Origin of the sequence: Nocardioides sp. GCM10030259, assembly GCF_042666375.1 — a bacterium.
Lineage (GTDB): Bacteria > Actinomycetota > Actinomycetes > Propionibacteriales > Nocardioidaceae > Nocardioides.
In genome coordinates, this window is the sequence record NZ_JBHTDF010000003.1 from 60,192 (window position 1) to 78,396 (window position 18,205).

At 73.2% G+C, this 18,205-nt stretch carries 19 protein-coding genes; 12 read left to right on the forward strand and 7 right to left on the reverse strand.

What is annotated here, in order from left to right; translation table 11 throughout:
* Positions 1-16 precede the first annotated feature (16 nt).
* From ACFQQI_RS02900 to ACFQQI_RS02915, 4 genes are read left to right on the forward strand one after another with little or no spacing between them, the layout of a single operon-like run.
* Entirely contained in the window at positions 17-517 is a 501-nt protein-coding gene (locus ACFQQI_RS02900; protein WP_378557669.1) for a phage tail protein, read from the forward strand.
* Positions 518-525: 8 nt separating this feature from the next.
* Complete coding sequence (locus ACFQQI_RS02905) at positions 526-1,032, forward strand: phage tail protein (protein ID WP_378557672.1); 507 nt, start codon at positions 526-528, stop codon at positions 1,030-1,032.
* An 8-nt stretch (positions 1,033-1,040) separates the two neighbouring features.
* A complete protein-coding gene (locus tag ACFQQI_RS02910) occupies positions 1,041-1,562 on the forward strand; it encodes a phage tail protein (protein ID WP_378557674.1) in 522 nt (173 codons plus the stop codon).
* Positions 1,559-2,041 (forward strand): GNAT family N-acetyltransferase, encoded by a 483-nt coding sequence (locus tag ACFQQI_RS02915; protein ID WP_378557677.1) that lies wholly within the window; start codon positions 1,559-1,561, stop codon positions 2,039-2,041. The genes ACFQQI_RS02910 and ACFQQI_RS02915 overlap by 4 nt, the downstream gene beginning before the upstream one ends.
* 11 nt (positions 2,042-2,052) lie before the next feature.
* Here the strand turns inward: ACFQQI_RS02915 and ACFQQI_RS02920 are convergent, their stop codons facing one another.
* Positions 2,053-2,370: a DUF6916 family protein gene (locus ACFQQI_RS02920; RefSeq protein ID WP_378557680.1), complete on the reverse strand. Its 318-nt coding sequence runs from the start codon at positions 2,368-2,370 to the stop codon at positions 2,053-2,055.
* Positions 2,371-2,406: 36 nt separating this feature from the next.
* Between ACFQQI_RS02920 and ACFQQI_RS02925 the strand changes: the two genes are divergently transcribed.
* On the forward strand, positions 2,407-2,820 hold the full coding sequence (locus ACFQQI_RS02925; RefSeq protein WP_378557683.1) for a DUF6916 family protein: 414 nt from the start codon (positions 2,407-2,409) through the stop codon (positions 2,818-2,820).
* A gap of 38 nt (positions 2,821-2,858) precedes the next feature.
* Entirely contained in the window at positions 2,859-3,833 is a 975-nt protein-coding gene (locus ACFQQI_RS02930; protein ID WP_378557686.1) for a helix-turn-helix transcriptional regulator, read from the forward strand.
* Here the strand turns inward: ACFQQI_RS02930 and ACFQQI_RS02935 are convergent.
* Positions 3,809-5,152 (reverse strand): methyl-accepting chemotaxis protein, encoded by a 1,344-nt coding sequence (locus tag ACFQQI_RS02935; RefSeq protein ID WP_378557689.1) that lies wholly within the window; start codon positions 5,150-5,152, stop codon positions 3,809-3,811. The genes ACFQQI_RS02930 and ACFQQI_RS02935 overlap by 25 nt on opposite strands.
* Positions 5,153-5,218: 66 nt before the next feature.
* Positions 5,219-6,523 carry an MFS transporter gene (locus ACFQQI_RS02940; protein WP_378557692.1) on the reverse strand — a complete coding sequence of 435 codons (1,305 nt, stop codon included), beginning with the start codon at positions 6,521-6,523 and terminating at the stop codon, positions 5,219-5,221.
* A gap of 69 nt (positions 6,524-6,592) precedes the next feature.
* Here ACFQQI_RS02940 and ACFQQI_RS02945 point away from each other — a divergent pair, with 69 nt between their 5' ends.
* The 3 genes from ACFQQI_RS02945 (at position 6,593) to ACFQQI_RS02955 (ending at position 8,968) form a co-directional block, all read left to right on the forward strand.
* Positions 6,593-7,180: a helix-turn-helix domain-containing protein gene (locus ACFQQI_RS02945; protein ID WP_378557695.1), complete on the forward strand. Its 588-nt coding sequence runs from the start codon at positions 6,593-6,595 to the stop codon at positions 7,178-7,180.
* Complete coding sequence (locus ACFQQI_RS02950) at positions 7,180-7,551, forward strand: sterol carrier family protein (protein WP_378557698.1); 372 nt, start codon at positions 7,180-7,182, stop codon at positions 7,549-7,551. The genes ACFQQI_RS02945 and ACFQQI_RS02950 overlap by 1 nt, the downstream gene beginning before the upstream one ends.
* Positions 7,552-7,630: 79 nt before the next feature.
* Positions 7,631-8,968, forward strand: a complete 1,338-nt coding sequence (locus ACFQQI_RS02955; RefSeq protein WP_378557701.1) for a dipeptidase — start codon at positions 7,631-7,633, stop codon at positions 8,966-8,968.
* Here ACFQQI_RS02955 and ACFQQI_RS02960 read toward each other — a convergent pair.
* A complete protein-coding gene (locus ACFQQI_RS02960; protein ID WP_378557704.1) occupies positions 8,949-10,721 on the reverse strand; it encodes a sensor histidine kinase in 1,773 nt (590 codons plus the stop codon). The genes ACFQQI_RS02955 and ACFQQI_RS02960 overlap by 20 nt on opposite strands.
* Before the next feature lie 14 nt (positions 10,722-10,735).
* On the reverse strand, positions 10,736-12,520 hold the full coding sequence (locus tag ACFQQI_RS02965; RefSeq protein ID WP_378557707.1) for an ATP-binding protein: 1,785 nt from the start codon (positions 12,518-12,520) through the stop codon (positions 10,736-10,738).
* A 120-nt stretch (positions 12,521-12,640) separates the two neighbouring features.
* Here ACFQQI_RS02965 and purF point away from each other — a divergent pair, with 120 nt between their 5' ends.
* The 3 genes from purF to ACFQQI_RS02980 all read left to right on the forward strand — a co-directional run bounded on the left by purF (position 12,641) and on the right by ACFQQI_RS02980 (position 15,595).
* Positions 12,641-14,185: an amidophosphoribosyltransferase gene (purF, locus tag ACFQQI_RS02970; RefSeq protein ID WP_378557710.1), complete on the forward strand. Its 1,545-nt coding sequence runs from the start codon at positions 12,641-12,643 to the stop codon at positions 14,183-14,185.
* A 7-nt stretch (positions 14,186-14,192) separates the two neighbouring features.
* Positions 14,193-15,254, forward strand: a complete 1,062-nt coding sequence (gene purM / locus ACFQQI_RS02975; protein WP_378557713.1) for a phosphoribosylformylglycinamidine cyclo-ligase — start codon at positions 14,193-14,195, stop codon at positions 15,252-15,254.
* 152 nt (positions 15,255-15,406) lie between these two features.
* The gene (locus ACFQQI_RS02980) at positions 15,407-15,595 is read left to right on the forward strand and encodes a DUF3073 domain-containing protein (RefSeq protein ID WP_378557716.1); all 189 of its coding nucleotides are present in this window, start codon (positions 15,407-15,409) and stop codon (positions 15,593-15,595) included.
* Between the two features lie 151 nt (positions 15,596-15,746).
* Here ACFQQI_RS02980 and ACFQQI_RS02985 read toward each other — a convergent pair whose 3' ends face one another.
* Together ACFQQI_RS02985 and ACFQQI_RS02990 are read right to left on the reverse strand one after the other, a co-directional pair.
* Positions 15,747-16,820, reverse strand: a complete 1,074-nt coding sequence (locus ACFQQI_RS02985) for a Glu/Leu/Phe/Val dehydrogenase (RefSeq protein WP_378557719.1) — start codon at positions 16,818-16,820, stop codon at positions 15,747-15,749.
* Between the two features lie 82 nt (positions 16,821-16,902).
* Complete coding sequence (locus tag ACFQQI_RS02990; protein ID WP_378557722.1) at positions 16,903-18,180, reverse strand: hypothetical protein; 1,278 nt, start codon at positions 18,178-18,180, stop codon at positions 16,903-16,905.
* Between the last annotated feature and the right edge of the window lie 25 nt (positions 18,181-18,205).

An 18,205-nucleotide genomic window follows, 5' to 3' on the forward strand; every position in this document is an offset into this window, starting at 1 on the left:
AGGACACCTCACTCCCATGGCAGAACCCTTCCTCGCCGAGATCCGGCTGATGTCGTTCAGCTTCGCGCCCAAGGGCTGGGCGCTGTGCAACGGGCAGCTGTTGCCGATCAACCAGAACCAGGCGCTGTTCTCCCTGCTCGGCACCAGCTTCGGTGGCGACGGGCGGGTCAACTTCGCGCTCCCCGACTACCGGGCCCGCACCCCGATGCACGTCGGCGGCTGGCACACCCTGGGCGAGCGGGGTGGCGCGGCGGCGCACACCCTGTCGGTCGCCGAGCTCCCCGAGCACACGCACGTGGTGCGGGCGTCGACACGCACCGAGGCCGGCTCGACCAGCCCGGAGAGCCGCTACCTGGGCCGCGGCAACAACGTCTACACGGACGGCTCGCCGAGCACCACCCTGCGACCCGACACGGTGACGAACGTCGGCGGTGCCCAGGCGCACCTGAACCTGCAGCCCTTCCTGACCCTCAGCTTCTGCATCGCGCTGCAGGGCATCTTCCCGTCCCCGACCTGAGGAGCACCGTGGCACAACCGTATGTCGGCGAGGTCCGCATGTTCGCGGGCAACTTCGCGCCCGCGGGCTGGGCGTTCTGCGACGGACAGCTCGTCCCGATCTCCGAGAACGAGACCCTGTTCAACCTCATCGGCACCACGTACGGCGGTGACGGCCAGTCGACCTTCGCCCTGCCCGACCTGCGTGGGCGGATCCCGATCCACCAGGGCAACGGCTACATCCTGGCCGAGACCGGCGGTGCCGAGGAGGTGACGCTGACCGTCAGCCAGATCCCCGCCCACAGCCACCCCTGGCTCGTGGCCGGCGACCGCTCCGGCACGACGGCCAGCCCGGCCGGGACGCTGCCGGCGCAGTCGACCAGCGTGACGCCGTACGCCAACCTCGCGCCGGCGCAGACGATGGCCGCGGCGGCGGTCACCCCGGTCGGCGGCAGCCAGCCCCACAGCAACATGCAGCCCTACCTCTGCGTCCACTTCATCATCTCGCTCTACGGGATCTTCCCGTCGCCCACCTGAGGAGAGACATGGCCGACCCGTTCGTCGCCGAGATCCGGATCTTCCCGTTCAACTTCGCCCCGAAGGGGTGGGCGTGGTGCGACGGCCAGCTGCTGCCCCTGTCGCAGAACACCGCGCTGTTCTCGCTGCTCGGCACGACGTACGGCGGCAACGGGATGTCCAACTTCGCGCTGCCCGACCTCCAGGGCCGCGTGCCGATGCACCCCGGTCAGGGGCCGGGTCTGAGCCCGCGCGACCTCGGTGAGTCGAGCGGCAGCGAGACCGTCACGCTGCTCGAGAGCGAGATCCCGTCGCACTCGCACCAGCTGCGGGTGGACGCCGTCGACCCGGCCGACACCAACGTGCCGAGCACCGAGTCCGCGTTCGCCACCTCCACGGGTGGGCGGCTCTACCAGGACAGCTCGAACGCCGAGCTCTCGCCGAACGCGCTCGCCCCGGCGGGCGGCGACCAGCCGCACAACAACCTGCAGCCCTACCTGACCTGCTACTTCAACATCGCCCTGCAGGGCGTCTTCCCGCCGCGCGGATGAGCACGACCACGCAGCGCGTCGACCTCCGGCCCGCCACCGACGCCGACCGGGAGTTCCTGGTGGCGCTCTACGCCTCGGTCCGCGCCGACGAGCTCGACCAGGTCGCCTGGCCGCCGGGGCAGCGGGAGGCCTTCGTGGTCATGCAGTACGACCTCCAGGACCGCCAGTACCGCCAGCACAACCCGCACGGCACGTTCGACGTGGTCGAGGTCGACGGCCGTCCGGCCGGACGGCTGTACGTCGACCGCCGGCCGACCGACATCCGCATCGTCGACATCGCGCTGGCGCCGGCGTGCCGCGGCCACGGGCTCGGCACCCGCCTGGTGCGCGCGGTGCTCGACGAGGCGGCGGCGTCGGGCCGCACGGCCAGCATCCACGTCGAGGTCCACAACCCCGCCGCCGCTCTCTACGCCCGCCTCGGGTTCGAGGTCGCGGAGGAGGTCGGGGTCTACCGGCGGATGGAGTGGAGGTCGCGATGAACGCGTCAGGATCAGGCGAAGGCCGCCTCGTAGCGCATCCCGTCCTCCCCCGGCCCCAGCGGCACCAGGAAGAGGTCGAGCTCACCCAGCCCCGGGTGCCGCAGCACGTAGGTGCCCTGCGGGAGGAGCGCCTCGACCGGGCCCGAGAAGAACAGCGAGAACTGCCGGCGGCTCTGCCCGTCGGGTCCGGGGCCACCGGCCTCCTGGCTCTCCCAGGTGTCGGTGAGCACGAGGGCGACGTCCTCGCCGCCGGGTCCGCCGGCGACGGCGAAGGAGTCGCCGACGTGCGGCGCGAAGAGATCGTGCGTGAGCCACTGAGGTCCGGACACCCACCGATGCTATTGCCCCCGACCCGAGGAGGACGCGTGCCGTCCCTGACCCGCCGAGTCCTGCTGGGCTCGACCGCCCTGGCCGGAGTGGCGCAGCCGCTGCTCCGGCCCGTGCACGCCTTCGCCGCCGGGCGCACCGGCGGGCGGCTCTACCGGCGCGGCCGGTTCAAGCGCCGCCGCGGTCGGCAGTTCCGGCTCGTCGACGCGACCGGCACCTACCGGGTGACGCTGCTGAAGGTGCGCAACCTGGCCGACGGGATCGCCGGCCACGAGGACCAGTTCAGCCTGCTGTTCCGCTCGTCCCGGCGGCTGCCCCCGTCCGGCGCCACCTACACGCTGGAGCGCTCGGGCTTCGTCTCGACCGCGCTGTTCGTCGCACCGCTCGGCGACGGCCGGCTGTGCGAGGCCGTGATCAACAGCGGCCCGCGCCGACGTCGCCGCAAGGATTGAGGACACGTCCTGGCCTGAATCGGCCGTAGGCTCGGCCCATGAGCACGAGCGCCCGGATGCTGCGGCTGCTGTCCCTGCTGCAGACCCACCGCTACTGGCCGGGCGGCGAGCTGGCCGACCGGCTCGAGGTCAGCGCGCGCACCCTGCGCCGCGACATCGACCGGCTGCGTGACCTCGGGTACGACGTCGACGCGGTCCGCGGGGTGTCGGGCGGCTACCAGCTGCGCGCGGGGACCGCACTGCCGCCGCTGCTGCTCGAGGACGACGAGGCCGTCGCGATCGCCGTCGGCCTGCACACCGTGGCCTCCGGGGCCGTCGCCGGTCTGGAGGACACAGCGGTCCAGGCGCTGGCGAAGGTGATCGCGCTGATGCCGCCGCGGCTGCGCCGGCGCATGGATGCGCTGCGCTCGCAGACCGAGGCCGTCCCGTGGGGCGGCGGCCCGGCCGTCGACGCCACCGTGCTGTCGGCGCTGGCCCAGGCGTGCCGCGACGACGAGCCGGTCGGCTTCACCTACGCGGCCCGCGGCGCCGAGCCCGGGACGCGCCGGGTCGAGCCGCACCGGCTGGTCTCCCTCGGCCGGCGCTGGTACCTCGTCGGCTACGACCGCGACCGCCAGGACTGGCGGTCCTTCCGCCTGGACCGGATGTCCGACGTGGCGACCACCGGGCAGCGCTTCCGCCCCCGGCAGCTCCCGGCCGCCGATGCCGCGACGTTCGTGCAGTCCGGGGTCCGCACGGCGCCGCAGCGCTACGACGTACGCGTGCGGTGGGACGCCGATGCCGACACGGTCGCGGCGTACATCGGCCGCTGGGCCACGGTCGAGCCGGACGGCACCGGCTGCGTCATGCACATGCCCAGCGACAGGCTGGACTGGCCGCTGATGGTGCTGGCCCACCTCGACCGCGAGTTCACCGTCGAGGGGCCGCCCGAGCTGGCCGCCGCCGTCGCGCGGGCGGGGGAGCGGTTCGGCCGGGCGGCCGCGGCCGGTCAGTCCCGGGTCGACGCTAGCTGAGCGACCTCGTCGGTGACCTGCTGGGTCGTCTCCACCACGCCGCGGATCGCGACCCGGGCGGAGTCGGCGGCGAGGAGCTGCGCGCTGGCGGCCGCAGAGATCGTGGACTGGGCGGAGCTGACCTCGGCGAAGACCGACTCGATCTGGCCGGCGTTGACGAGCACGTCCTGGGTGCCGGCGCGGACCTCGGCGACGACGCCCTCGATCAGCTCGGTGGCCCGCGCGGTCTCGGTGGCGAGCTCCTTGACCTCGCCCGCGACCACGGCGAACCCGCGACCGGCCTCGCCGGCGCGCGCCGCCTCGATCGTGGCGTTGAGCGCCAGCAGGTTGGTCTGCTCGGCGATGCCCGTGATCGTCTGCGCGATGGTGGCGATCTGGTTGGCGGACGCCTCGAGGCGACGCATCACGGCGCTCGACTCGTCGATCCGCGAGGTGGCCGTCGTGACCGAGGCCGCCGCCCCCGTGGCGGCGGCATCGATCTCGGCGGCAGCGGAGACGAGGTCGCCCATGACGGTCTCCGAGCGGGTGACGCCGTCGCGCAGCGTGTCTCCGGCGGCGTTGAGCCCGGCCAGCCGGGTCTCGAGCTGCTGCGTGCGCTCGGCACGCGCCGCGAGCTCGGCCTGGGCGAGCTCGGCCACCTTGGCCTGCTCGGCCGCAAGGGCCTCCTGTGCGTGCAGCTGCTCGGCCGCGGTCTCCTCGGCGCGCGCGTGCTCGGCGCGCCGGGCGTCGTCCGCGGCCTCGGTGTACTTCCACGACCACGCGAGGGCTGCACACTCGCCGAGCAGCAGCACGGCGTGCAGCAGCGCGAAGGCGATCGGGTTGTCCTGGGCACGGCCGTCGGAGAACACCATCTCCGGCGCGGCCAGCCCCATGCCGACGTGGTGCACGGCCACCATCGCGATCGCGATGAGGAAGGGCACCCACGACTGGTAGAGCGCCACCAGCGCGACCGTCACGAAGAAGTGCAGGTGCAGGTCGGTCATGCCGCCCGAGATGTGGACGAGCAGGCAGGACGTCAGCACCAGGCCGGTGCTGACCGCGGCCGCACGGGTGACCTGCGAGGTCGCGACCCGGCCGACGAGCAGCAGGGCGACGATCGCCGCCATGCCGACCGGCGGCACCCAGGAGCAGTCGCAGCCACCGGGGCCGGTGAGCCCGCCCTCGGGGTGCCACCACAGCGTGATGGCGCCCAGCAGGGGCAGGTGGAGCAGGAGCACCAGGCTCAGGGCATCGTGACGCGCGCGGAACTGTTCCTCCGAGAGACGGGCGCCGCGAGGCACCCAGGAGCGTCCCGCACGCTGCTCGGCGGGAGGCGTCATGCCCTGACGATCGGCAGGCTTCCACTCACCCTGAGGGGTGGGTCACTCGATCCCGGTGCTCTACGCCTAAGCGGCGCTGCTGCTCGGGGTGCCGATGGTGCCGGCCTTCGCGTCCGCGCGCGGCTCGCTCGCCGCCGCGGACTCGTAGCGCTCCCACGCCGCCGGGCGGGGGACCGAGCGGACGCTGGTCGACAGCGTGGGGATCAGGGCGACCAGCGCCGTGAGCGCGCCGAGCACGGCGATCGCCGCGCCGCCGCCGAGGGTGGTGAGCAGGGCGCCCGCCAGCACCGGTGCGAGCGGCATCGCCGACATCGAGACGAACTGCGAGGTCGACTGCACCCGGCCGAGGAGCGCGGGGGGCGTGATCGCGATCCGGTAGGAGCCGATGCCGGCGTTGCCGGCCGGGTTGAGCAGCAGGCCCAGGGAGAGCGCGGCCGCGACGACGGCCGGGTCGTTCCAGAGGACCATCGGTACGACGAGCGGCAGGAAGCTCCAGGCGATCGCGATCGTCAGCCAGCCGGTGGCGATCCGGTCGATGATCCACGGCGCAAGGACGGCGCCGACGATCCCGGCGACCCCGGCCGCCGTCTCGACGAGGCCGATGTGCAGCGGGTCGAAGCCGCCCTCGATCAACCGCAGCACCGCCACGAAGAAGAGCGCGTTGATCGCCAGGTTGGTCAGCGCGCCCCACACGGTCAGGACCCGGAAGAACGGGCGGGACACGATGAAGCGGATGCCCTCGGCGAGCTCGTGACGCGGCCGCCGCCGCGGACCCTCGACGCGGGGCGCCGACAGGTCGGCGCGGAGCCGACCCAGCAGCACCCAGGAGACGGCGAAGCTGACGGCGTCCGCCGCGAAGGGCAGCCAGCGCGTCACGGCGTACAGGAGGCCGCCGACGGGTGCGCCGAGCAGGCCGGCGACGTGCAGCCGAGCCTGGTTCTGGCTCAGCGCGGTCGGCAGGTCCTCGGTCGGCACGACGGTCCGGACCGCCGAGATCTCGGCCGGCGCGAAGAGGCCGGCGCCCGCCCCGGTCAGCAGTGCCACGACCAGCAGATGGGGCACGGTGAGCGCGCCGGCGGCGCCGGCCACGGCGAGCGATGCGTAGAGCAGCACGCCCGAGCCGCTGGCGATCCGCATGATGCGGCGCCGGTCGAGGCGGTCGGCCAGCACGCCCGCGGGGAGGAGCGTCCCGGCCAGGCCGAGGAGGTGCAGCGCCTCGGCGAGCGCGGCCAGCAGCGCCGAGCCCGTCATCGCGTAGGTGATCAACGGGAAGACGAACATGCTCACCCGGCTGCCGAGCTCGCTGATCGTCTGGCCGATCCAGAGCACGGTGAAGTCGTGGTTCCGGGTGAGGCTGCGGTAGCTCGTCATACCCGCAACATATATTGCGCAATGTTAGTTGCGCAATAGTGCGTGCGTAATTCGGCTAGGCTGGGTCGCATGGCGTTCGAGTCCCGTGGTCAGCAGGTCCACGACCCGAAGATCCTGCGTGCGATCGCGCACCCGGTGCGCAACCGGATCCTGGCCGAGCTCACCGCCGGCGGGTCGATGCGAGCCGCCGACCTCGCCCGCGAGCTGGACATCCCGGCCAACCAGGCGAGCTTCCACCTCCGCCAGCTCGCCAAGTACGGCCTCGTGGAGGAGGATCCCGACGCCGCGCGCGACAAGCGGGACCGGGTGTGGCGGCCCACGTCCGAGCAGGGCCTGACGGTGCGGCTCGACGAGCTCGAGAAGGAGCCGGGCGGCAAGGCCGCCTCCGCGGTCTTCCGGCAGAACGCCGCCAGCTGGGGCCACGCCGTCGTCGACGCGGCGTACAGCAACGAGGGTCGCGGCGACGACAACTTCCGGACCATCAACGAGGTCGCGGTCCGGCTGACCCGCGACGAGGCGGTGCAGCTCGCCCAGGAGCTCGACCAGGTGGTCGCGAGCTGGTCCGAGCGCAACCGCGGCCGCACCGACGAGCGGCGCACGTACCTGTGGTTCTCGGTGCTCCAGCCCCACCCCGACGTACGAACGAAGGACGACTGATGCCCGCCCGGCTCCGCCCCGCCGACCCGGCCGAGGTCGCCGGCGCGCTCGAGCGGGTGCGCGACGCCGAGCCCGACTCCGGGCCCGACCGGGCCGACCTGCGGCTTCTGACCAAGCACTTCCTCGCCGTGCTCGAGCAGCGCGCGCCCGGGCACTCGGTCGAGGTGCGCGTCCCGCCGTACGCCGCCGTGCAGGTCATCCCGGGCGTCCGGCACACCCGCGGCACACCCCCGGCCGTCGTCGAGATGGACGCTCCCACCTGGATCGACCTCGCCACCGGCGACCTCGCCTGGCACGACGCCGAGGACACCGCCCGCGTCCGGGCCAGCGGGCAGCGGGCCGACCTCTCGCCGTACCTCCCACTGGGGTAGTCCCCGACGTCTCGGGGTCAGAGCGCCCCGGAGACCCCGAGAGCGTCGGGGAGTATCCCGACGATCTAGGGTCACCCCCATGAGCGACGATCTCCGCGGCCGGGTCCAGTCCGTACTCCCGAGCGTCCGCAAGGACCTCGAGGACCTGGTGCGGATCCAGTCGGTCAGCGCGGACCCGGAGCGGCTCGGCGAGGTCGAGAAGAGTGCGCAGCGGACGGCCGAACTCTTCGCTGCCGAGGGCGTCGACGTGGAGATCGTGCGGGCCTTCGACGGCGCCCCGCCGGCGGTCGTCGGTGAGAAGAAGGGTCCGGAGGGCGCGCCGACCGTGCTGCTCTACGCCCACCACGACGTGCAGCCCGAGAACGACCACGCCGACTGGGACTCCCCGCCGTGGGAGCCGACCGAGCGCGACGGCCGCCTCTACGGCCGCGGCGCGGCCGACGACAAGGCCGGGATCATGGCCCACGTCGGGGCGCTTCGGGCGCTCGGCGACGACCTGCCGGTCACGGTACGGCTCTTCATCGAGGGCGAGGAGGAGGTCGCGAGCGCGACCCTGCCGCAGCTGCTCGAGCAGTACCAGGACCGCCTCAAGGCCGACGTCATCGTGATCGCGGACTCCGGCAACTGGGACATCGGCGTGCCGGCGCTGACGACCAGCCTGCGCGGCCTGATCCGCGTCGACGTCGAGCTCCGCACGCTCACCCACGCCGTCCACTCCGGCATGTGGGGCGGCCTGGCACCCGACGCGATCATGGGCCTGATCCGGCTCCTGGACACGCTCTGGACCGAGGACGGCGCGCCCGCCGTCGCCGGCCTCGCGAGCGGCCCGGCCGCCGAGGTGGAGTACCCCGAGGCCCGGCTGCGCGCCGAGTCCGGCGCGATCGACGGCCTGTCGTGGGTCGGCACCGGCTCCGCCGTCGAGCGGCTCTGGACCCAGCCGGCGATCACCGTCACCGGCTTCGACGCGCCGAAGGTCGCCGGCGCCTCCAACACGCTCAGCCCGGTCGCCCGGGCCCGCGTCACGATCCGGATCGCGCCCGGCGACACCGCCGACAACGCCGTGGCCCGGCTCGAGGAGCACCTGCGCGCGAACGTCCCGTGGGGCGCCTCGCTGAGCACCACCGTGGTCGACACCGGCGAGCCGATCGCGCTGCCGGCCGACGGCCCGGCGTACGACGCGGCGCGCGCGGCGTTCGCGGAGGCCTGGGACGGCACCGCGCCGGTCGACATGGGTGTCGGCGGCTCGATCCCGTTCATCGCGGAGTTCCTCGAGGCCTTCCCCGAGGCGAGCGTCCTCGTGACCGGCGTCGAGGACCCGGACACCCGCGCGCACGGCGCGAACGAGGGCCTGCACCTCGCGGAGTTCGAGCGGGTCGTGCTGGCCGAGGCGCTGCTGCTCAGGAACCTGGCACGCTGACCGGCAGCAGCACCCGGAAGGTGCTGCCCACGCCGAGCTCGGACTCCAGCTCCACCCGGCCCCCGTGCCGCTCGACGACCCGGAGCACGATCGCCAGCCCGAGCCCGGTCCCGGACTGCTCCGCCGCGTCGGGGTTCGTCGAGCGGTAGAACTCCTCGAAGACGTGCTCCTGGTCGGCCTCGGACATGCCGATCCCGTCGTCGGCGCACGAGAGTACGACGTTGCCGCCGACGCGCTCGAGGCGTACGTCGAGGTGGCCGTGGTCGCGCGAGTACTTCACGCCGTTGCCGACGAGGTTGGCGACCACGTGCTCCAGCTCGTGGGCGGCGCCGGTCACCACGGCGCCGCCGTCGGCGAGCGTCGCCGAGATCGTGATGCCCCGGGCCTCGGCCGGCCCCCGGTTGAGCTCGACGATGTCGGCCACGAGCGGGGCGAGCTCGACCGGCTGGGCCTCGTCGAGGCCGGTGGTGCCGGCGGTGCGGTGCAGGACGAGCAGCTCCTCCACGACGCGGGAGAGCCGGCTGCTGCCGCGCTTGATCGCCGCGACTGCGGTGTGCGACAGGCCGGAGAGGCCCGGGTCGCCCTCCAGCAGCTCGAGGTAGCCGACGATGCTCGTCAGCGGCGTGCGCAGCTCGTGCGAGACGGTCGCGATCAGGTGGCTCTTGTAGTCGGCGACCTCCCGGAGCTCCCGGACGAGCTGGTGCTCGCGCTCGAACATCCGGGCGCCCGCGACCGCCCGCCCGAGGTCGCGACCGATGTCGAGCGCCATCGCAGCCTCGGCCTCGGTCCACTCGGCGCCGCCGGTGCCACGGGTCAGGGCGATCCAGCCCAGGCACTCCTGCCCGGAGCCGAGCGGGGCCACCACCAGCGACTCGGCCCGGGTCTCCTCCAGGAACGCCATCATCGCCGCGTGGTCGTCCTCGCCGACGGCGGGCGGCCGCGGGCGGTGGGGCGCGAACACCGCGACCTCCTGGTGCTCCCACAGCGCCCGGGCGGAGCGCTCGAACCCCTCGACGATCTCGGGCGGTGGCGCGGTCGGATCCTCGTCGTGGACGGCGTTCGGCTGCTCGCCGACCAGCTGCTTCCAGACCGCCTGCGCCCGGAACCCGTCCACGATGGCGGCGGCGGACTCGGCCAGGGCGCGCTCGGCCGACATCGACGCCGAGGCGCGGCGCACGATGCCGGCGGCGGCCGCGGCGAGCCGCACCTGCTCGGCCATCCGCTCCCGCTCGAGCGTCGCGAGCACGGCGCCGCACGCCTGCCGGGCGGCGAGCTCGAGCAGCGAGCGCTTCGACGAGTCCGGGACCTTGCCGTCCCGGGGCAGGTCGAAGGAGAGCATCGCGACCAGCTTCCCGTCGTCGCCGTACAGCGGCGCGAGCAGGAGGTCCTCGGGGTGCCAGGCCCCGTCGGGTACGTCGCGCGGTCCGTCCGAGGTCCACGCCCACCCGGCGACGTCGACCGGGTTGCGGTCGTGCCGCACGTACTTGAGCCGGCCCCAGTCATCGGCTCCCTCCAGCGTGTCGAGCAGCACCTGCACCGGGAAGATGCTGTCGAGGACCTGTGCGCGGGCCTCCTCCGGGCCGACCACGCACAGCGTCTGGAGGTGGCCGTCGTCGCGGACCGCGCTCACCGCGACCGCGTCGAACCCGGCGATCTCGCCGATCGCCTCGACGATCGACTGCAGCGCCTCCCGCGACTGGTCGTCGGACCAGCGGGTGCCGCGCACCTGCTGATCGGTGCCGGCGTCGCTCATGGCCCGACCATGGCTCAGGCGGCCGGGAGGTGCACCGTGAAGGTGCTGCCCTTCCCCAGCTCCGACTCGATCTCGAGCCGGCCGGCGTGGCGCTCGACGATCCGGCGCACGATGGCGAGCCCGAGTCCGGTGCCGGGCTGGGCGACGGCGAGCGGGTTGGAGGAGCGGAAGAACTCGGTGCCGAGGCGCTCGAGGTCGTCGGCCGAGATGCCGATGCCCTGGTCGGCGCAGGTCAGCACGACCTCCGGGCCGACGTGCTCCAGGCGCAGGACCACGGTGCCGCCCTCGGGGGTGTACTTGACGGCGTTGCTGGCCAGGTTCGCGCACACGCGGTCGAGCTCGTCGGCGTCACCGAGGGCGATGACGGCTTCGCTGGGCAGCTCGATCGTGATGTCGATGCGCTTCTGCCGGGCCGCCAGGTCGACCAGGTCCAGCACGTCGTCGACGACCTTGCGCAGGTCGACCGGGCGTGCGATCACGGGGTTGTCGGGGTCGCCGACCTTGGAGAGCAGCAGCAGGTCGTCGATGACCTTGACCATCCGCTGGGCGCCCCGCTCCATCGCCGCCAGGGACCCCGCCGACGCCAGCGGGAGCTCCGGGGTGGACTCGAGCATCTCCAGGTGGCCCAGCACCGAGGACAGCGGGTTCTTGAGCTCGTGGGCGACGGTCGCGATCAGCTGGCCCTTGTAGGTGTCGAGCGCCTGGAGCTCCTCGACCAGACGGTGCTCGCGCTCGAAGGTGCGCGCGTTGAGGATCGCGCGGCCCAGGTCGTGCCCGATGTCGAGCGCCGTCGTGGCCTCAGACTCGGCCCAGTCGGGCGCGCCGGGGAGGCGGGTGAGCACGAGGTTGCCGACGCACTCGGGTCCGGCGCCGAGCGGCACGAAGAGCAGCGACCCGATCCCGATCTCCTGGAGGAAGGACAGGATCCGCTGGCCCTGCTCCTCGGTGATCGGGGGCGCGAACGGGCGCCCGGGCTCGACGACCACCACCTGCTGGAGGCGCCAGGCCGCGTGGGCGGCGGCCTCCGCGATGGCCTTCAGGTCGGCGCCCAGCTCGATCTCGCCGCCGGTGGCCGAGTAGACCGTGCCCACGCTGTCGCCGCGCCCGCTGAAGGTCTGGATCCACATCCCGGCCGAGCGGAAGCCCTCGACCATCGCCTCGCGGCTGTCCTCGAGGATCCGGCCCAGGCTGAGCTGGGCGGTGGCCCGCCGCACGATCCGGCGGGCGGCCTGGGCCATCCGCACCTGGTGGGCGAGCGCCTCGCGCTCGAGCGCGACCACGACCGCGCGGCCCGCCTGCTCGGCGTACCGGTTGAGTACGGCGCGCTGCGCCTCGGTCGGGCGCCGCCCGGTCACCGGCAGGTCCATCGCGAGGCTGCCGCGGAGCACGCCCTCGTCGTCGTACAGCGGTGCGATCAGCAGGTCGAGCGGGTGCCAGGCGTCGGGTGCGTCGTCGATCGGGTCGATGTCGGGCACCCAGCCCCAGGTGTCGCCGTCGGAGAAGTCCAGGCGCTCGTGCGGCACGAACCGCAGCAGGCCCCAGTCATCGGCCTTGGTGAGCTCTTCGAGCATCCGGTCCACGGGCGTCCGGGTGCCCTCGAGCTCGGCCCGCGCCTCCTCGTTGCCGGCGATCGCCACCGACTCGAGCATGCCGTTCTCGCGGACGACGCTGATCGCGGCGATCCCGAACCCGGCGAGCTCCGTCACGCCCTCGGCGATCAGCTGCAGGGCATCCCTCGACGCGGCGTCAGCCAGGCTGGGCCGCCGCTCGTCAGGCTCTGCTGGGATGTCCCGAGGCATCGTTCCTCGTCCGTCACTAGGGTTCCGGAGAATGGTAGAGGCGCGCGGCGAGATTCGTCGGGCATGTGAGAAAGTGCCCGGAATGGGGCTTGACGGGCGCCCCGCCCTAGACTCGGCCTCGTGCCCTTCCAATCAAGCCCCCGCAAGGGCGGCGACGGCAGGCTGACGGCGGCTCTGGACCCCCACGAGCAGGGGCCCCAGGACGCCTGTGGCGTGTTCGGCGTCTGGGCGCCCGGTGAGGACGTCGCCAAGCTGACGTACTTCGGACTGTACGCGCTCCAGCACCGCGGCCAGGAGTCGGCCGGAATCGCGGTGAGCAACGGCCGCCAGATCCTCGTCTACAAGGACATGGGCCTGGTCTCGCAGGTCTTCGACGAGACCACGCTCGAGTCGCTCAAGGGCCACCTCGCGATCGGCCACAGCCGCTACTCGACGACCGGCGCCAGCACCTGGCAGAACGCCCAGCCGACGTTCCGCCCGACCGCCGACGGCTCGATCGCGCTCGGCCACAACGGCAACCTGATCAACACCCACGAGCTCAAGCAGATGGTCGTGGACCTGCCCGGCCCGGACGACGAGCTCGAGCTGCACACGCGGCCGGTCGAGGAGTCGACCAACGACACCGGGCTCGTCACCGCGCTGCTCGCCCACCACCCCGACACCTCGCTCGAGCAGCGGGCGCTGGAGGTCCTCCCGAAGCTGCAGGGCGCGTTCTGCTTCGTCTGGATGAACGAGGACACCCTGTACGCCGCGCGCGACCCGCAGGGCATCCGCCCGCTCGTGCTCGGTCGCCTCGAGCGCGGCTGGGTGGTCGCCAGCGAGGACGCCGCCCTCGCGACCATCGGCGCCAGCGTCGTCCGCGAGGTCGAGCCGGGCGAGATGATCGTCATCGACGAGAACGGCCTGCGGTCGCACCGCTTCGCCGAGCCGGCCCCCAAGGGCTGCGTGTTCGAGTACGTCTACCTGGCCCGCCCCGACGCGACGATCAGCGGCCGCAACGTCCACGAGGCGCGGGTCGAGATGGGCCGCCGCCTCGCCCGCGAGTTCCCGGTCGACGCCGACCTGGTGATGCCCGTGCCCGAGTCCGGCACGCCCGCGGCCTCGGGCTACGCCCAGGAGTCCGGCATCCCCTTCGGTCAGGGCTTCGTCAAGAACGCCTACGTCGGCCGCACGTTCATCCAGCCCAGCCAGACCCTGCGCCAGCTCGGCATCCGGCTGAAGCTCAACGCGCTCGAGCACATGATCCGCGGCAAGCGCATCGTGGTCGTCGACGACTCGATCGTCCGCGGCAACACCCAACGCGCCCAGGTGCGGATGCTGCGCGAGGCCGGCGCCCTGGAGGTGCACGTCCGCATCTCCAGCCCGCCGGTGAAGTGGCCGTGCTTCTACGGCATCGACTTCGCCACCCGCGCGGAGCTGATCGCGAACGGCCTCGACGTCGACGAGATCGCCGCGAGCGTCGGCGCCGACAGCCTCGGCTACATCTCCCTCGAGGGCATGATCGAGGCGACCGGGCAGCCGGAGGACCGGCTCTGCCGGGCCTGCTTCACCGGCGAGTACCCGATCGCGCTGCCCGACGAGAGCCTGCTCGGCAAGCACCTCCTGGAGTCCTCGATCAAGGCGCCGACGTACGGCAAGGCGCTCCCCGTCCTGAACAACCCGTAGGAGTTCCGTGTCCGAGAACGCGTACGCCGCCGCCGGGGTCTCGATCGAGGCCGGAGACAAGGCCGTCGAGCTGATGAAGGTCTGGATCGACAAGGCCCGGCGCCCCGAGATGATCGGCGGCATCGGTGGCTTCGCGGGCCTCTTCGACGCCTCCGCGCTGAAGTCCTACGAGCGGCCGCTGCTCGCGACGTCCGCCGACGGCGTCGGCACCAAGGTCGCGATCGCCCAGGCGCTCGACAAGCACGACACGATCGGCTTCGACCTGGTCGGGATGCTGGTCGACGACCTCGTCGTGTGCGGCGCCGAGCCGCTCTTCCTGACCGACTACATCGCCACCGGCCGGGTCGTCCCCGAGCGCATCGCCGCGATCGTCAAGGGCATCGCCGAGGCCTGCGTGGAGGCCGGCTGCGCCCTCCTCGGCGGCGAGACGGCGGAGCACCCCGGACTCCTCGAGCCCGACGAGTACGACGTCGCGGGCTCGACCACGGGCGTGGTCGAGGCCGACCGGCTGCTCGGCCCCGGCCGGGTCCGCCCCGGGGACGTCGTGATCGCGATGGAGTCCTCCGGGCTGCACTCGAACGGCTACTCCCTGGTGCGCCACGTGCTGCTCGCCACCGCCGGCTGGTCCCTCGACCGGCAGGTCGACGAGCTCGGCCGCACCCTCGGCGAGGAGCTCCTCGAGCCGACCCGGATCTACGCCCGGGCGTGCCTGGCGCTCGCCGACCGCACCCGCACCCACGCGATGTCCCACGTGACCGGCGGCGGCCTGGCCGCGAACCTCGAGCGGGTCCTCCCGGTCGAGCTGACCGCGACCGTCGACCGCTCGACGTGGACCCCGGCCCCGGTCTTCGACCTGGTCCGCCGCGTCGGCGACGTTCCCCAGCCCGACCTCGAGATGACCCTGAACTGCGGCGTCGGCATGATCGCGCTCACCAACCCCGACGACGCCGACACGGCGATCGCGGTGCTCGGGGAGCACGGCGTCCGGGCCTGGGCGGCGGGCGAAGTGGCCGTCGACGCGGAGCGCGGAGGCACCGTCCGGATGGTCGGACAGCACCCCGGCTGGTGAATTTCGGGTGAGTTCCGGCGGATTGACGCGACTCACGGTCGAACCGATGTGCGGGAACAGCCACACAGCAGGTAGCGTTGGCACCACGAGAACTCTGAGAATCAGTCCGGGAGCCTGAGCGCCCCGGCCGAGTGTGCGAGGGGGCTGACCCTATGGGGCGCGGCCGAGCGAAAGCCAAGCAGACGAAGGTCGCACGCGACCTGAAGTACCGCACTCACGAGACGGACTTCGGGGCGCTGGCCAACGAGCTGCACGGGCAGAGCAAGAGCGACGACACCGACCAGCTCGAGCCGGATGAGCTCGACAAGTGGTCGGACTACTCCGACTCGCGCAGGGACTGAGTCCCACCCCGACTCGGCACCGGCCGCTCGGCCGGTGAGTGGGCGCGCCGTCGTTCCGCGTCGTCGGTGACCGAACGGCGCACCGCGGGCGTTGCATCGCCCGTGAAGCGACGGGATCCCCGGCGGACCGGGGATCCCGCGGCCGTCCGCCTCAGCGCGGCAGCCACACCCCGCGCAGCCGACCGACCTCACGCATCCGCCGCTCGGCGAGCCGGTCGGCGGCGATGGCCGGCGGTACGCCGTCGGACGCGGCGAGCTCGAAGACCCGCAACGTCGTGTCGAAGATGCCCGTGGCGCGCTGCTTCGCGCGGTCGAACGAGAACCCCTCGAGCTCGTCGGCGACCTGGATCAGGCCGCCGGCGTTGACGCAGTAGTCGGGCGCGTAGAGGATGCCGCGCTCCTCGAGCGCCTTCTCGATGCCCGGGTGGGCGAGCTGGTTGTTGGCGGCGCCGCAGACGATCTTCGCCGACAGCACGTCGACGACGGCGTCGGTGATGGCGTCGCCCATCGCACACGGCGCGTAGACGTCGAGCTCCGAGGCGACCAGCTCGGCCTCCGAGCCGACGACGCGCACGGTCGGGTACTCCGAGCGCACCCGCTCCACCGCGGGCGCGAACACGTCGGTCACCACGACCGAGGCGCCGTCGTCGACGAGGTGGCGGACCAGGTGGCGACCGACCTTGCCGACGCCGGCGACGCCGACGGTGCGGCCGGCCAGCGACGGGCTGCCCCAGGCGACCTGCGCGGCCGCGCGCATGCCCTGGAAGACGCCGTACGCCGTGAGCACGGAGCTGTCGCCCGCGCCGCCGTGGGCGACGGTGCGACCGGTGACGAAGGAGCACTCGCGCGCGACCTGGTCCATGTCCTCGGAGTACGTCCCGACGTCGCAGGCGGTGTAGTAGCGGCCGCCGAGCGACTGCACGTGCCGGCCGTAGGCGCGCAGGAGCGCCTCGTTCTTCGTCGTGGCGGGGTCACCGATGATGACCGCCTTGCCGCCGCCGAGGTCGAGGCCGGCGAGCGCGGCCTTGTACGACATGCCGCGCGACAGGTTGAGGACGTCGCGCAGGGCGTCTGCGGTCGAGGCGTAGGGGTGGAACCGGGTGCCGCCGAGCGCGGGGCCCAGGGCGGTCGAGTGGATGGCGATGATGGCGGTCAGGCCGGTGGCGGGGTCGTTGGCGAAGACGACCTGCTCGTGCTCGGATCCCAGCTCGAAGACGTCGGACATGGATGGTCCTGCTCTCTCGTGTGACGGCCACGGGGTGGTGTGGCGGTGCGGAGGAGCACGCAGGGGTGGCGCGTGCTTCAAGTCACACGGTAGTACCGGACTCCGGCCGCATGAAAACCACGTCGCCGTGGGTCCCGTACCCGGCGATCCGGCCGCCGTGGCGGGTGCCATCGAAGGCGACCAGCAGCCACGAGTCGTCGACCGGCAGCAGCGTCGGCCACGGGATGTTGGTGGGGTACGGCGCGGCCAGGGTGCCGGCCTCGCGCAGGTCCAGGTCGAAGACGGGGTAGCGCTCCCGCAGCCGCCGCGGGCCCTCCCTGCCGTCGCTGGCGAGGACCTGCCACTCGTCGCCGACCCGGAGCAGCGTCGTGCCCTCGGTGGCGGTCCGGCCGGTCGCGGACGCACGCAGCGAGAGGGCGTCCAGCGAGGGCCCCGTGGCGAGGGCCGGGTGGAACGTGAAGAACGCCGGCGCGGTCACGAACCCCACCAGCCACTGGTCGCCGTCCCGCACCAGGTGGGGGTCCCAGACCCCGACCGACCGCAGCCCCTCGGTCGGCAGGTCGAGCGGTCGCGTGTCGAGCAGGTGCGACCCGTCCAGCAGGTCGGCCGCGGTCTCCGCGAGCGTCACGCCGACGCTCGCTCCCGGCCGGCGTCGGTCGAAGTCGCCCCAGGTGCTCGTGGCCACCAGCCAGCGTTCGCCGTCGCGCAGCACGTGGGTCGCGTGGTCGCCGTACGCACCGGGCGCGTCCGGGCGGCGGAAGAACAGGTCCGACAGGTGCGCGAGCTCGAGCGTCCCGGGGTCCAGCGCCCACACCGACGTGTGGGCGGTGTCGAAGAACCCGGGTCCCGCGCTGGTGGCGGACAGCACGAACCGGTCGCCGAGCCGGTACGGCGAGCCGTCGGCGTTGCTCACCGCGCGGATGTCGCGCAGGCCGAGCTGCCCGAACCGGCCGGCGCGCGGGGCGTCACTCGCCAGGCCGGCCAGCCACGCCTCGTCGCGGGTGTCGATGCGCTGCCGCAGGTCGACCCGGGCGCGGGCGGTCCACGTGTCGTCCGCGCGCGTGAGCGCGGTGACGTGGGTGCCGGTGAGCGCCAGCGCGACCTCGTGCACCGCTCCGTCCGGCCGGGCGAGGCGTCGGGAGCGGTGCTCGGTCGTGCGCGTGCCGGTGGTGACCTCGAGCCACACCGCGCCGTCGTCGTACCTCGCGACGAGGCGGTCGGCGCCGGACGCCAGCTCGAGCGAGCCCGGGCCGGCCACGGCGGCGTACGGCGCGGCCACCTCGTCGAGCGACGACCCCGGCACGACCAGGTCGAGGGGTCGCCGGCGGCCCACCTCGGTGAACCGGGGGAGGGCGAGCACGGCGGGGAGTCTTCCAGAGTGGCTG

What these genes read in the sequence shown, in the direction of transcription:
- ACFQQI_RS02900 (WP_378557669.1), top strand. Translation starts at nt 17, where the DNA reads ATGGCAGAACCCTTCCTCGCCGAGATCCGGCTGATGTCGTTCAGCTTC.
- ACFQQI_RS02910 (WP_378557674.1), top strand. Translation starts at nt 1,041, where the DNA reads ATGGCCGACCCGTTCGTCGCCGAGATCCGGATCTTCCCGTTCAACTTC.
- ACFQQI_RS02915 (WP_378557677.1), top strand. Translation starts at nt 1,559, where the DNA reads ATGAGCACGACCACGCAGCGCGTCGACCTCCGGCCCGCCACCGACGCC.
- ACFQQI_RS02930 (WP_378557686.1), top strand. Translation starts at nt 2,859, where the DNA reads ATGAGCACGAGCGCCCGGATGCTGCGGCTGCTGTCCCTGCTGCAGACC.
- ACFQQI_RS02935 (WP_378557689.1), bottom strand. Translation starts at nt 5,152, where the DNA reads ATGACGCCTCCCGCCGAGCAGCGTGCGGGACGCTCCTGGGTGCCTCGC.
- ACFQQI_RS02940 (WP_378557692.1), bottom strand. Translation starts at nt 6,523, where the DNA reads ATGACGAGCTACCGCAGCCTCACCCGGAACCACGACTTCACCGTGCTC.
- ACFQQI_RS02945 (WP_378557695.1), top strand. Translation starts at nt 6,593, where the DNA reads ATGGCGTTCGAGTCCCGTGGTCAGCAGGTCCACGACCCGAAGATCCTG.
- ACFQQI_RS02950 (WP_378557698.1), top strand. Translation starts at nt 7,180, where the DNA reads ATGCCCGCCCGGCTCCGCCCCGCCGACCCGGCCGAGGTCGCCGGCGCG.
- ACFQQI_RS02955 (WP_378557701.1), top strand. Translation starts at nt 7,631, where the DNA reads ATGAGCGACGATCTCCGCGGCCGGGTCCAGTCCGTACTCCCGAGCGTC.
- ACFQQI_RS02960 (WP_378557704.1), bottom strand. Translation starts at nt 10,721, where the DNA reads ATGAGCGACGCCGGCACCGATCAGCAGGTGCGCGGCACCCGCTGGTCC.
- ACFQQI_RS02965 (WP_378557707.1), bottom strand. Translation starts at nt 12,520, where the DNA reads ATGCCTCGGGACATCCCAGCAGAGCCTGACGAGCGGCGGCCCAGCCTG.
- ACFQQI_RS02980 (WP_378557716.1), top strand. Translation starts at nt 15,407, where the DNA reads ATGGGGCGCGGCCGAGCGAAAGCCAAGCAGACGAAGGTCGCACGCGAC.
- ACFQQI_RS02985 (WP_378557719.1), bottom strand. Translation starts at nt 16,820, where the DNA reads ATGTCCGACGTCTTCGAGCTGGGATCCGAGCACGAGCAGGTCGTCTTC.